The organism is Clostridium peptidivorans (genome assembly GCF_900205925.1).
In the GTDB taxonomy this organism is placed as follows: Bacteria; Bacillota; Clostridia; order Clostridiales; family Clostridiaceae; genus Clostridium_AK; species Clostridium_AK peptidivorans.
Map to the genome: position 1 here is coordinate 47,842 of NZ_OAOD01000010.1, position 11,887 is coordinate 59,728.

General features: G+C 32.1%; 10 protein-coding genes. 9 read left to right on the forward strand and 1 reads right to left on the reverse strand.

Annotated features, from left to right (window positions below; translation table 11 throughout):
* Nucleotides 1-106: 106 nt before the first annotated feature.
* The 3 genes from CRN98_RS09875 to glmS all read left to right on the forward strand — a co-directional run bounded on the left by CRN98_RS09875 (nt 107) and on the right by glmS (nt 4,336).
* Nucleotides 107-667 carry a sigma-70 family RNA polymerase sigma factor gene (locus CRN98_RS09875; RefSeq protein WP_097027253.1) on the forward strand — a complete coding sequence of 187 codons (561 nt, stop codon included), beginning with the start codon at nt 107-109 and terminating at the stop codon, nt 665-667.
* Nucleotides 667-2,100, forward strand: coding sequence for a DUF4179 domain-containing protein (locus CRN98_RS09880; protein ID WP_179632095.1), 1,434 nt, complete (start codon nt 667-669; stop codon nt 2,098-2,100). Before CRN98_RS09875 ends, CRN98_RS09880 begins: the two co-directional genes overlap by 1 nt.
* Before the next feature lie 403 nt (nt 2,101-2,503).
* Nucleotides 2,504-4,336, forward strand: a complete 1,833-nt coding sequence (glmS, locus tag CRN98_RS09885; protein ID WP_097027255.1) for a glutamine--fructose-6-phosphate transaminase (isomerizing) — start codon at nt 2,504-2,506, stop codon at nt 4,334-4,336.
* Between the two features lie 114 nt (nt 4,337-4,450).
* Here glmS and CRN98_RS09890 read toward each other — a convergent pair whose 3' ends face one another.
* Nucleotides 4,451-5,014, reverse strand: a complete 564-nt coding sequence (locus tag CRN98_RS09890; protein ID WP_242960890.1) for a hypothetical protein — start codon at nt 5,012-5,014, stop codon at nt 4,451-4,453.
* A gap of 397 nt (nt 5,015-5,411) precedes the next feature.
* On the opposite strand from CRN98_RS09890, the gene CRN98_RS09895 reads away from it, so the two are divergent.
* From CRN98_RS09895 to glpK, 6 genes are all read left to right on the forward strand, one after another.
* The gene (locus tag CRN98_RS09895) at nt 5,412-5,978 is read left to right on the forward strand and encodes a glycerol-3-phosphate responsive antiterminator (protein WP_097027256.1); all 567 of its coding nucleotides are present in this window, start codon (nt 5,412-5,414) and stop codon (nt 5,976-5,978) included.
* Nucleotides 5,979-6,154: 176 nt separating this feature from the next.
* Nucleotides 6,155-7,588, forward strand: a complete 1,434-nt coding sequence (locus CRN98_RS09900) for an NAD(P)/FAD-dependent oxidoreductase (protein ID WP_097027257.1) — start codon at nt 6,155-6,157, stop codon at nt 7,586-7,588.
* Between the two features lie 16 nt (nt 7,589-7,604).
* Nucleotides 7,605-8,864 (forward strand): NAD(P)/FAD-dependent oxidoreductase, encoded by a 1,260-nt coding sequence (locus CRN98_RS09905; protein WP_097027258.1) that lies wholly within the window; start codon nt 7,605-7,607, stop codon nt 8,862-8,864.
* 5 nt (nt 8,865-8,869) lie between these two features.
* Nucleotides 8,870-9,241 (forward strand): DUF1667 domain-containing protein, encoded by a 372-nt coding sequence (locus CRN98_RS09910; RefSeq protein WP_097027259.1) that lies wholly within the window; start codon nt 8,870-8,872, stop codon nt 9,239-9,241.
* Between the two features lie 247 nt (nt 9,242-9,488).
* The gene (locus tag CRN98_RS09915) at nt 9,489-10,193 is read left to right on the forward strand and encodes an MIP/aquaporin family protein (RefSeq protein ID WP_097027260.1); all 705 of its coding nucleotides are present in this window, start codon (nt 9,489-9,491) and stop codon (nt 10,191-10,193) included.
* 78 nt (nt 10,194-10,271) lie between these two features.
* Complete coding sequence (gene glpK / locus CRN98_RS09920) at nt 10,272-11,768, forward strand: glycerol kinase GlpK (RefSeq protein ID WP_097027261.1); 1,497 nt, start codon at nt 10,272-10,274, stop codon at nt 11,766-11,768.
* Nucleotides 11,769-11,887: the final 119 nt, after the last annotated feature.

Here is an 11,887-nt window from a genome sequence, read left to right on the forward strand (position 1 = left end):
TATCTCATGCCTTTTTTATATATCGAATAAAATATGAAATTTAATGTCAGAGAACCAGATTTATCCTCGTATTAATTTATGAGAAGCTTCTTAAGGAGGAAAAAATGTGAATATAGATGAGAATAATTTTATAGCACAAATAAAAAAGAAAAATCCAAGAGCATTGGAATTTGCAGTGGACAACTACAGTAAGCTAGTTTTTAAAGTTGCATATAGTGTACTAAATTCAAGTTTTCACTCTCAGCATATAGAGGAATGTGTAAATGATGTGTTTTGGGCTGTGTGGAACAATATTGAAAGTTTTGATGAAAAAAAAGGAAGTTTCAAATATTGGATTACTGCTATATCAAAATATAAAGCTATAGACTATAAAAGAAAATTCTTTAAGGAAAGTACTGTTGAATGTATAGATGATTGCACTATTTTTGATGAAGTTAGTACAGAAAAAATTATAATATCAAAAGAAAATAGACAAGAGCTTTTGAAAGCAATAGATGGCATGAAAGATGAGGATAGAGAAATATTTATTAGGAGATATTTTTTATATGAGGGAATAGAAAACATAGCTAAAGCTTTTGGTGTGGAGAGAAATTTAGTGGATAAGAGACTTTCAAGAGGACGAAAATTTTTAAAGGAAAAGCTTATACTTCTGAAGGGAGATATATAATAATGGATAATAAGAGTTTTAATTTAGAAGAAAAAGATATATTTAAGTTATTTAATGAAATAAAGGTTGAAGAAGATGAATTTAATGATATGAATGAAGAAATACCTACTATTAAAAAGGAAAGAATAAAGAAAAATTTAAACAAAAGAATAAAAGAACAAAAGAGATTTAAAGCATTAAAGTATGGTTCTATAGCAGCAGCTATAAGTTTAGTAAGCATCATAGGTATAGGAACAGTATCACCTGCCTTTGCAAAAAATATACCCATTTTAAACTCTATAACCCAGACGATTAATGACAAATTTGGATTTAGTGGAGACTATGCTAAGTATTCTCAAGATGTAAGTCAAAGTGCTACGGATAATGGAATAACTCTTACTATAAATGAGGTACTAGCTGATGATTCAAAATTGATCTTAGGTTATACAATAAAAAGCGATAAAAAGATAAGTGATTTAGAAATGTTTACGCTAAGTTCACTAAAGATAAATGGAAAAAGACCTGATGGTGGATCACATGGTAGTGCTGCAGGAAGTTATATTGACGATTATACTTATGTAGGAACTGAAGAAATTCATACTAAAATACCTCAAAGTTCTGATATATTTAATATTGATTTAAAGGTTACGGATATAGGAGATATAAAGGGAAAATGGGAATTTGCATTTAGTATATCAAAAGAGGAATTACTAAAAAGTAGTACTGTATTTAATCCGAAGAATAAAATTGATTTTCCTGATAGCAGTGTAAATGTAGATAAAGTAGTGTTTTCTCCTATAGATACTTCTATTTTTATAAGTGGAAAATCTAAGTATGAAAGAGATAGGGCGCTGTTAGATTATGATTACTGGATTGCTTTTGATGATAAGGGAATAGAACTTACTCCAAAGGGTCTTGGTGGTGGAAGTGGTAATTTAAAAGAAAAAACTTTCACTAGCGAAATGAATTATGTAAGCATGAAAAATATTCCTAAGTATTTAACTATTGTTCCATGTAAAATTATTCCTTCAGCAGGAGGAGGCGTGAGTGTAGATAAAAATGGAAAAGAAACACCAATTACCATAAAAACAGAGAAACCTAAAGAAATAAGTAAAGTTATAGATGGAATATATCCAATAGAACTTTCTCAAGGTAAAGTGGGCAAACTTATAATAAAGGGAATAAAAACAGAAAACGATAAGACTATAGTCAAATATACAGCTGAAGGTAAAGCGCCTTATTTTCAAGCATCAGATCTTCTTATAAAAGATGAGCATGGGGAAAATATTAAAATAAAAGACTATAACATAAGAAAAGATGAACAAAATCCTAATGAATTTACAAAGGTATTTGAAGCATTAGATAGCAATAAGAAGTATACAATATATACCAATGATTTTAGTAATGTTGAATTTAGGGAAGATTTGAAATTTAAGATTGAGTTTAATAAATAGCAAGAAATAAGCAATAAAGCCCTTAGAATCTTTAAATATGATTTTAGGGGCTTTATAATGAGTTTTAAATATTAAACAAAGTAATAACAATGCTATAGTATGGTTGACAAAAAATCAGATTATAAAATATAATATAGTGATGGTTTTTTTATGCTTATAAATGTAACATTAAAGAGGGGAGGAGAATAGAATATAAAATATAATTTAAAGCGCCAGGACTCCATTGGAGTTGACGAGGATGGGGAGTATCGATTCTTCGGCGGGTGCCCCACGGTAGCGCACTACCGTTAACGGCTTATAAAACCTAAAAGTGATTTTAGGCACAAAATAAGCCAGGTGTTAAAAACTTTCATATACCTAAGGTATATCATATTAAAATTAAATTTGAAAGGAAGAGTAAATTATGTGCGGAATAGTAGGTTATATAGGTAAAAGACAGGCATCTTCACTTTTAGTTGAAGGGCTTTCAAAATTAGAATATAGAGGATATGATTCAGCAGGTGTTGCTATAATGGACACTGACAGTGATGATATCAATGTAGTAAAATGCAAGGGAAGACTTGCAAATTTAGAAGCAAAGTTAAATAATAGTCCATTAGATGGAACACTTGGAATTGGACATACAAGATGGGCTACTCATGGTGAACCATCTGACTTAAATTCTCATCCTCATAGTAATTCAGATGAGACTATAAGTGTTGTTCACAATGGTATAATTGAAAATTATATAAATTTAAGAGAATGGCTAACTTCTAAGGGTTATGAGTTTTTATCTGAAACAGATACAGAAGTTATACCTCATTTAGTAGATTACTACTATAAAGGCGACTTATTAGATGCAGTTATGAAGGCAGTTTCTAAAATGGAAGGAAGCTATGCTATAGGTGTTGTATGCAGTAAGGAACCAGATAAGCTTGTAGCAGTAAGAAAAGATAGTCCACTTATTGTAGGACTAGGAAAAGATGAGTGCTTTATTGCATCAGATATTCCAGCGGTATTAAATCATACAAGAGACATTTATCTTTTAAATGATAAAGAATTTGTTTTAATGACAAGAGATGGAATAAAGCTATTTACAGAAGATAAGGAAGAGATAAAAAAGGATATATATCATGTAACATGGAATGCTGATGCTGCTGAAAAGGGTGGATATGAAGATTTCATGCTAAAAGAAATTCATGAGCAGCCAAAGGTTATAAAGGACACTATGACATCAAGAGTTATGCCTGGGAAACCAGTTACACTTGATGACATAACTATAACTCATGAACAAATAGAAAATATATCAAAGATTTATATAGTAGCATGTGGAACTGCTTATCATGCAGGAGTAGTTGGAAAATATGTTATAGAAAAATTAGCAAGAATACCAGTTGAAATAGATATAGCTTCAGAATTTAGATATAGAAATCCTATTATAGATGAAAAGACATTAATGATAGTTATAAGTCAATCTGGTGAAACAGCAGATACTTTAGCTGCATTAAGAGAAGCTAAAAATCGTGGAGCAAGAGTTATTGCTGTAACTAATGTAGTAGGAAGTTCTGTTTCAAGAGAAGCAGATGACGTATTGTATACTTGGGCAGGACCAGAAATTGCAGTTGCATCAACAAAGGCTTATGAAACTCAGCTAATAGCTATGTATATAATTGCTCTATATTTTGCTCAACACAAGAAAACTTTAAGTGAAGAAGAATTAGAAGGCTTAAAGAAAGAAATGCTTACACTACCTGAAAAAGCGGAAGAGTGCTTAAATCATAAAGAAATAATACAAAAGTTTGCAGCAAAGACATACATGCACAAGGACATGTTCTTCTTAGGAAGAGGACTTGACTATGCTGTAGCTATGGAAGGATCTTTAAAGCTTAAGGAAATATCCTATATACACTCAGAAGCTTATGCAGGTGGAGAGTTAAAACATGGTCCAATAGCTTTAATAGAAGATGGAACTATAGTTGTTGCACTAGCAACTCAAGATGATTTATTTGATAAAATGGTAAGCAATGTAAAAGAAGTTAAAACAAGAGGAGCTAACGTACTTGGAATAACATTTGAAGGAAATGAAAGTATAGAAAAAACAGTGGATTCAGCGATTTATTTACCAAGAATAAATCCATTATTTGCACCATTACTTTCAGTAATACCTCTTCAATTATTCTCTTATTACTCAGCAGTACAAAAAGGCTGCGACGTTGATAAGCCAAGAAATTTAGCAAAATCAGTTACAGTAGAATAATTATAAAATCACCATGAGATTCATGGTGATTTTTATTTATAATTTATCTATATGGGTCAACACTACAGCTGATTCAAGTGTTTTTAAGAGACAAATTTCCTTAGAGATAGATATTCAATATATTTTTTTATATTTTTTCTTGGAGTAATTTATCCATTGAATATAAAAATCTGGTCTATTACTTTTTAAAAAATTAAAGAAATCCTCTTTGTATCCAAGATCATCTAGACCACTAATAAGTAAATTTGGAATTGTTGATTTTTTTTTCATTGCTTTAGCAGTATCTATAAGCTTAAGTTCACCAGAAGGCATTACAAAAATATGAAATATTGCTGCATCTAGTCTCAAATAGCCAACCTTAACCATGGACTCATATAGTTCTATGAGCTTAATTGAGATTTGCTGTGTTAGTTTTTGCTTTGATAAGTATTCGTTTAATTCAATACCATTAACATATTCCCTTATGATGTAGTTTACACCAGATTCGTAAACCCTAGGGAAATGTATATCTGTTTGAGCCATTAATAAAGTTTTTAGTTCATCCTTGCACTCTTTCTTGCTTTTAAAAACTTTTATGCACTTTTGGGAGTCTATTTTATATACCTTTCCTTGGGTACCTTTGCCTATAAGCTCCAAATCTTTTATATTTATATCTGAATTTAGCTTGATGTTAATCACCTATTTCGAAATAATCACAATGTTAGTATATTCGGGAAAATATATTTTTGTTCTTAGTCATTTGTAGATTTTGAATGCAATTAAGATTTTAGAATATGTAAAAGACTTATGGCATAGAATTTATTAAGCGAATTTACAAATTGAGTTCAGTTAATTGATGGTTAAATATTTTTAAAACTAAACTGCTGTAACTTATCTAAATAAGAAATTGTTTAAAAATAGGTAGAAAGTCAAGTTAAATATGAATTTTTATGAATTAACATCTAGTATATAAGAATAAAACTTAGATAAGAATAAAGTCTATAGTGAAAATCAATTGATAGAGACTTTTCTAAATTACTATTATTAAAATATTTTTGCTATAATGGTATTACGAAAATAATGGGGAGTGGAAAATATGAAAAATGATTTTTATGATAGATTGAGTATTAATCCGATAATAGCTGCTGTAAAGGATCTGACCACTCTAGAGAAGGCTATAAAATCCCCTTGTGAAGTGATTTTTTTGCTTACAGGAAATATATGCAATATTAAAGATATAGTTAGTAGAGTAAAAGCAGAAGATAAGAAGATATATATACACGTAGATTTAATGGATGGATTTGCAAGAGATTCCTATGCATTAACCTACATAAAAGAAAATATAAAACCGGATGGAATAATAACAACTAAATCAAATTTAATAAAGATAGCTAAGGAGCTTGGCATATTTGCTATACAACGCTTATTTATAATAGATAATTTATCCCTAAAAAGTGGAATACATTCTATAAACATTGTAAGACCAGATGCTATAGAGGTTATGCCAGGAGTTATGCCTAAAATCACAAAGGAGATAAAAAGACAGGTAAATGTACCAATAATTACAGGAGGACTCATAAGTGATAAAGAAGATGTAATAGGAAGCATTAATGCAGGAGCATTAGGTATATCTACGAGTAAGGAATATATATGGAATATGTAAAATAAAATATGTCAAAGGGGTTTTTTGAAGAACTTGACTACAAAAAAATATGATGCTATAATAAATGTATAAAATATAATACTAAAAGGCAGAGTATAGAGAGCCATGATTTTAAAGGATATAGTTAAATATCCTTTTTAGTCATGGCTCTTTTTGATTAAAGAGGGAGGAAAAATATGTTTGATATAATCATTGTTGGAGCTGGGGTTATAGGTTCTAGTATTGCAAGGGAGCTATCAAGATATAATTTAAATATTTGTGTATTAGAAAAGGAATCGGATGTAGCAACAGGTACATCTAAGGCTAATAGTGGGATAGTACATGCAGGCTTTGATGCAAAGCCAAATACTTTAAAAGGAAAGCTAAATGCAAAAGGAAATGCTATGTTTGATATGCTTTCAAAGGAATTAGATTTCCCATTTAAGAGAAATGGTTCTTTAGTGTTATGCTTTGATGAAAATGATGTTGATAAATTACAGGAACTAAAAGTAAAAGGTGAAAATAATGGCGTATCTGGAATCAAAATATTGAATAAAGAAGAAATATTGAAATTAGAGCCAAGCATAAATGAAAATGTAGTAGCAGCTTTATATGCACCAACCGGAGGAATTGTATGTCCTTATGAGATGACTATAGCTTATGCTGAAAATGCATATGCAAATGGAGTAGAATTTAAACTTAATACTGAAGTTAAAAATATAGAAAAAATTGAAGATGGATTTATTATTGAAACTAGTGAAGGTAGTTTTAAAAGTAGAATAGTTATAAATGCAGCTGGATTATTTGCAGATGATTTAAATAATATGATAAGTGAAAGTAAAATAGAGATCATAGCTAGAAGAGGGGAATATTGCCTTTTTGATAAAGCAGCTGGTGCTATGGCAACAAGAACTCTTTTCCAACTACCAACAAAGATGGGTAAAGGAGTACTAGTAACACCTACTGTAGATGGAAACTTGCTTATAGGACCAAATGCAGTAGATGTAGAAGATAAAACAGATATATGTACAACTCAAGATGGCTTAGATGGTATATTAAATAAAGCTAAGATGACTTTAAAGGAGATACCAGTGAGACAAGTCATCACTTCTTTTTCAGGACTTAGAGCTCACAGCACAGCAGATGATTTTATAATAGGGGAAGCTGAAGATGTAAAAGGATTCATAAATGTAGCTGGGATAGAATCACCAGGACTTTCAAGTGCACCAGCCATAGCGAAAATGGTTGAGGGCATAGTAGCTCTAAAATTGTCTCCAGCTAAAAATGAAAAATTTAATCCTATAAGACAAGGAATTCCTAAATTTAGAGAAATGGATAATGAAGAAAGAAGAGATTTAATAAATAAAGATTCATCTTACGGAAAGATGGTATGTAGATGTGAAACAGTAACAGAAGGTGAAATACTAAGTGCTATAAGAAGACCACTTGGAGCAAGAGATTTAGATGGAGTTAAAAGAAGAACGAGAGCTGGTATGGGAAGATGCCAATCAGGTTTCTGCTCAACAAAGATAGTTTCAATTCTATCAAGAGAATTAAATATACCTGAAATTGAGATCACTAAGTTTGGTGGAGACTCTAGGTTATTAATAGGAAGAAATAAGGAAATATAGTTTGGGGGAGTGGAAAATGAGACAGCATGATATAGTAATAATAGGTGGGGGCCCTGCAGGTCTTGCTGCAGCAATAGGAGCAAGAGAAGCAGGAATAGAAGACATACTAATATTAGAGAGAGACAATTGCCTTGGAGGAATACTAAATCAATGTATTCATAATGGATTCGGGCTTCATACTTTTAAAGAAGAACTTACAGGACCAGAGTATGCTGAAAGATTTGTAGATAAAGTAAAAGAAATGAATGTACCATATAAATTAAATACTATGGTTATAGATATAAATAAAGATAAAATTATAACAGCAGTTAACGAAGAAGATGGTATTTTAGAAATTAAAGCAAAAGCTATAATTTTAGCTATGGGATGTCGCGAAAGACCAAGAGGGGCTATAAACATACCAGGAAGTAGATGTGCAGGCATATATTCTGCAGGTGCCGCTCAAAAGTTTGTAAATATTGATGGATACATGCCAGGTAAGGAAGTAGTTATTCTTGGTTCTGGAGACATAGGACTTATAATGGCAAGAAGAATGACTTTAGAAGGTGCTAAGGTTAAGGCTGTTGTTGAACTGATGCCATATTCAGGAGGGCTTAAGAGAAATATTGTTCAATGTTTAGATGACTTTGGAATTCCATTAAAGCTTGCTCACACTGTTACTGATATAAAAGGAAAAGATAGGCTTGAAGGAGTTACTATAGCAAAGGTGGATGAAAATCGTAAGCCTATAAAAGGAACAGAGGAGTATATTCCTTGTGATACTCTACTTTTATCAGTAGGTCTTGTTCCAGAAAATGAATTGTCTGCAAAGGCTGATGTGGAGTTATCACAAGTTACAGGAGGACCAATAGTCAACGAAAGTCTTCAAACTAACATTGAAGGAGTTTTTGCGTGCGGAAATGTACTTCATGTTCATGACTTAGTTGATTATGTTACAGAAGAAAGTATAAATGCAGGAAAAAATGCTGCAAAATATATAAACGGACAAACTTTCAATAAGGCTGGAATAGAAGTAGTTGCAACAAGTGGAGCTAGATATACAGTTCCTAAATTTATTAACCCGGAAAATATAAATAAGTTAATAGATCTAAGATTTAGAGTTGGAGATGTTTATAAAGATAATTATATTTCTGTTTACTTTGATGAAGTAAGAGAGATGCATGTAAAGAAAAGAATACTTACTCCAGGGGAAATGGAAACAGTAAAACTTACAAAGGCATTATTTGAAAAATATCCAAATTGTAAGAAGATTACTGTTAAGGTGGAAGGAGAGTAATAGTCATGAATGAAAAAAGAGAATTAACTTGCATTGGGTGTCCGATAGGATGTATGCTAGAAGTTACGCTAGAAGATGGGATTGTAGTAGATGTAAAAGGGAATACATGCCTAAGAGGAAAGACCTACGCAGAAAAAGAGTGTACTAATCCTACAAGAATAGTTACTTCTTCTGTTAAAGTAAGAAATGGAGAAATTGATGCAGTTTCTATTAAAACAAAATCAGATATCCCAAAAGATAAAATTATGCAATGCATAGAAGAGCTTAGAGGTGTGGTTTTAGAAGCTCCTGTAAATATAGGAGATGTTATATTAACAAATGTTGCTGGAACAGGGGTCAATGTTATCGCTACTAAAGGTGTTGCAAAAATAAACTAGGTAGTATATAATATAAATATAGAGATTTTTTGGAAAATGTTTTTGGTTAAAATAGAATAATGTGGGCGGAGATATGAGAGCCATTGTTAACAAAAGGATGATATCCTTTTCTTAACAATGGTTTTTTTACTCTCCGTATTTAAAAACACCTTATGAAAATGGTTTCAACCATATATAGTTATTAAGTTTATATCAAAATAGATATGAATTTAATATAAAAAATAATAAAAACTGAGGGGGAGCACTTATGTCTAATCTTATGGGCGAGTTTTTAGGGACGATGATGTTAATTCTATTAGGAGATGGCGTAGTGGCAGGCGTAGCTTTGAATAAAAGCAAAGCTCAAAATGCCGGATGGATGGTTGTAACCGCTGCTTGGGCATGTGCAGTTGCAATTCCAGCATTCATATTTGGAGCTGTAAGTGGCGCACATTTTAATCCAGCACTCACAATAGCTTTAGCAGCTATTGGGAAATTTTCTTGGGCACAAGTTCCAGGATATATAATAGCTCAATTTTTAGGAGCTATTGTAGGAGCTACTTTAGTGTGGCTTGCTTATTTACCACATTGGGCAGAAACAGAAGACAAGGCAACAAAATTGGGAGTATTTTGTACAGCGCCAGCAATAAGAAATACTACATCAAATCTTATAACTGAAATAATAGGTACTTTTGTATTAGTATTTGGAATTTTAGGACTTGGGCAAGTTAAAATGGCAGATGGACTTGGAACTATAGCAGTAGGACTATTAATATTAGTTATAGGTCTTTCTTTAGGAGCACCTACAGGATATGCTATAAATCCAGCTAGAGATTTAGGACCTCGTATAGCACATGCAATACTTCCAATAGCAGGCAAGGGAGATTCTGATTGGGGATATTCATGGATACCAGTTGTAGGACCAATTATAGGAGGATTAATTGGAGCTGTACTATTTGTGGCAGTGTTTTAATGTAAAAGCTGTTGATCAATAATGGATGATATGAAAACCTTTAAATAAGTATTTGAAACTGAAGGGGAGGAAAATAAAATGGAAAAAGAAAAATATATAATGGCATTGGATCAAGGTACAACAAGCTCAAGATGCATAATATTTAATAAACAAGGTGAAATAGTAGCAGTATCACAAAAGGAATTTACTCAGATATATCCAAAGGCAGGTTGGGTTGAGCATAATGCAATGGAAATTTGGGGAACACAAGCTGGTGTTGCAGGAGAAGCATTAGCAAAGGTAAGTTTAGATGCAACTGATATTGCATCTATAGGTATTACAAATCAAAGAGAAACGGTAGTAGTGTGGAATAAGAGAACAGGGATCCCCGTATACAATGCTATTGTATGGCAGTGTAGAAGAACTGCAGAATACTGTGATGAATTAAGAGAAAAGGGTTTTGATAAAGTAGTAAAGGATAAGACAGGTCTTATTTTAGATGCGTATTTCTCAGGAACAAAAGTTAAATGGATACTAGATAATGTTCCAGGAGCTAGAGAAAAAGCAGAAAATGGAGAATTGCTTTTCGGTAATATAGATACATGGTTAATTTGGAATTTAACAAAAGGGAAGGTTCATGCAACTGATTATACAAACGCTTCAAGAACAATGCTTTACAATATACATGAATTAAAATGGGATGATGAGCTTTTAGAAGAACTTAACATACCAAAGTCAATGCTTCCAGAAGTTAAGCCTTCTAGCGCTATCTATGGAGAAACTGATGAACTTATATTTGGATCACCAATTAAAATAGGTGGAGTTGCTGGAGACCAACAAGCAGCATTATTCGGACAGGTTTGTTGTTCAGAAGGTATGGCTAAAAACACATACGGAACAGGATGTTTCCTACTTATGAATACTGGAAAGAAGCCTGTAGAATCTAAAAATGGATTACTTACAACTATGGCTGCTTGTTACAATGGAACTCCAGAATATGCTCTCGAAGGAAGTGTATTTGTAGGTGGAGCAGTTATTCAGTGGATTCGTGATGAACTTAGAATGATTAAAAATGCAGCAGAGTCTGAAAAATACGCAACAGCAGTTGAAGATTCAAATGGAGTATATTTAGTACCAGCATTTGTAGGACTTGGAGCACCATATTGGGATGCATATGCAAGAGGAACTGTAGTAGGTCTTACAAGAGGAGCTAAGAAAGAACACTTTATAAGAGCAGCGTTAGAATCTTTAGCATATCAAACACATGATGTATTAAAAGCTATGGAAGAGGATTCCAGAGTAAAATTACAAGCATTAAAGGTTGACGGAGGAGCATGTGCTAATAACTTCTTAATGCAGTTCCAAGCTGATATATTAGATACACCAGTTCAAAGACCAGAAGTTATAGAAACTACAGCACTTGGTGCAGCATACCTTGCAGGACTTGCCGTAGGATATTGGCAGGATTTAAATGATATATGTTCAAACTGTAAGTCATCAAAGACGTTCACACCTAACATGGAACAAGAAAAGAGAGAAAAGTTTATTGCAGGATGGCATAAAGCAGTTGGAAGATCACAAGAGTGGGAAAAATAATTAAATAGATTAAAGTTGAAGATGGAATTCTATGGATTACTATAGAGTTCCATTTTATTATGTCTTTTAAATTTAAAGCTTAGGGAGGAATCTCGTATTCTCTTTCAGTCAAAAAAATA

Excerpts from the sequence above, each read along its gene's own strand:
- glmS (WP_097027255.1), top strand. The coding sequence starts at position 2,504 with ATGTGCGGAATAGTAGGTTATATAGGTAAAAGACAGGCATCTTCACTT.
- CRN98_RS09895 (WP_097027256.1), top strand. The coding sequence starts at position 5,412 with ATGAAAAATGATTTTTATGATAGATTGAGTATTAATCCGATAATAGCT.
- CRN98_RS09900 (WP_097027257.1), top strand. The coding sequence starts at position 6,155 with ATGTTTGATATAATCATTGTTGGAGCTGGGGTTATAGGTTCTAGTATT.
- CRN98_RS09905 (WP_097027258.1), top strand. The coding sequence starts at position 7,605 with ATGAGACAGCATGATATAGTAATAATAGGTGGGGGCCCTGCAGGTCTT.
- CRN98_RS09910 (WP_097027259.1), top strand. The coding sequence starts at position 8,870 with ATGAATGAAAAAAGAGAATTAACTTGCATTGGGTGTCCGATAGGATGT.
- CRN98_RS09915 (WP_097027260.1), top strand. The coding sequence starts at position 9,489 with ATGTCTAATCTTATGGGCGAGTTTTTAGGGACGATGATGTTAATTCTA.
- glpK (WP_097027261.1), top strand. The coding sequence starts at position 10,272 with ATGGAAAAAGAAAAATATATAATGGCATTGGATCAAGGTACAACAAGC.